At 46.3% G+C, this 1,725-nt stretch carries 1 protein-coding gene; it reads left to right on the top strand.

The window, feature by feature from the left end; translation table 11 throughout:
- Positions 1-1,605: glutamine--fructose-6-phosphate transaminase (isomerizing) (gene glmS / locus AB4653_RS21440; protein WP_372105294.1), on the top strand; the 1,605-nt coding region annotated here is incomplete at its 5' end.
- Positions 1,606-1,725: the final 120 nt, after the last annotated feature.

The following is a 1,725-nucleotide window of genomic DNA, read 5'->3' on the forward strand; positions in this document are numbered from 1 at the left end:
ACACACGGTGAGCCTTCTGAAGCAAACGCACACCCACACATGTCTGGTGATATTGCTGTTGTACACAATGGTATTATCGAAAACCACGAAGCACTGCGTGCTCTTCTTCAAGAGCGTGGTTATGTGTTTACTTCACAAACGGATACTGAAGTTATCGCTCATCTTGTTGAGTGGGAACTTCGCACGTCAGCTTCTTTGGTTGAAGCTCTGCAAAAAACAGCAAAACAATTAGACGGTGCATACGGCACGGTGGCGGTTGATCGTAAAGATCCTAGCCGTATCGTTGTTGCTCGTTCTGGTAGCCCAATCGTTATCGGTTTTGGTGTGGGCGAGAACTTCCTTGCTTCTGACCAACTAGCGCTATTAAGCGTAACTCGTCGCTTCATGTACTTAGAAGAGGGTGATGTTGCTGAGGTGACTCGTCGTGATGTAACAGTATTTGATGTAGCGGGCGAGCGTGTAGGGCGTGAAATCGTTGAATCAAACGCAGAACACGATGCAGGTGATAAAGGTCAATACCGTCACTTCATGCAGAAAGAGATCTTTGAGCAGCCAACAGCGCTGATCAACACAATGGAAGGTCGTATCTCTGACACTTCTGTAATCACTAATGCAATCGGTGTTAAAGCGGAAGAGATCCTAAGCAAGGTAGAACACGTGCAGATCATCGCATGTGGTACGTCTTACAACTCAGGCATGGCAGCTCGTTACTGGTTTGAGTCTCTAGCAGGCGTAAGCTGTGACGTAGAGATTGCCTCTGAATTCCGTTACCGTGATTTCGTTGTTCGCCCGAACAGCCTATTGGTGACTCTGTCTCAGTCTGGTGAAACGGCGGATACGCTTGCTGCACTTCGTCTTGCAAAAGAAAAAGGTTACATGTCGGCAATGACTATCTGTAACGTTGCGGGTTCTTCGCTAGTTCGTGAATCTGATTTTGCCTTCATGACTCGCGCAGGAACTGAGATCGGCGTTGCTTCAACTAAAGCCTTCACGACACAGCTAGCGGCTATGCTGATGATGGTAACGTCAATTGGTCGTCTACAAGGTCGCATCAATGAAGAGAAAGAAGCTGAGATCGTTCAAGCACTGCATCAACTGCCTGCTGATATTGAAAAAGCATTAGCGTTTGATAAAGAGATCGAAGAGCTAGCACCTGATTTTGCAGATAAGCACCACACACTATTCTTGGGTCGTGGTGAGTTCTACCCAATCGCGATGGAAGCGTCTCTTAAACTGAAAGAGATCTCTTACATCCACGCAGAAGCATACGCGGCTGGTGAGCTTAAGCACGGTCCTTTGGCTCTTATCGATGCAGATATGCCAGTCGTCGTTATTGCACCAAGCAACGACTTGCTAGAGAAACTGAAATCAAACGTTGAAGAAGTACGTGCTCGTGGCGGTCTACTTTACGTATTCGCAGATGAAGATGCAGGCTTTGAAAGCGATGAGAACATGAAGATCATCAAGATGCCTCACGTAAGTGAAGTAACAGCACCTATCTACTACACAGTACCGATGCAGTTGTTGTCTTACCACGTAGCGCTAATCAAAGGTACTGACGTTGACCAACCTCGTAACCTTGCGAAAGCGGTTACTGTTGAGTAATCGTTAGCTTATCTAAGAAAATTAGATAATAAGAAGCCCATCCTGTGATGGGCTTTTTTGTGTCTGCTAGTTAACGATTCGTGTTAGAGCTAGCTGTAGCGTCATTAAGCATTAAGCATT

It is taken from the genome of Vibrio sp. 10N.222.48.A3, from assembly GCF_041475345.1.
Classification (GTDB): Bacteria; Pseudomonadota; Gammaproteobacteria; order Enterobacterales; family Vibrionaceae; genus Vibrio; species Vibrio tasmaniensis_A.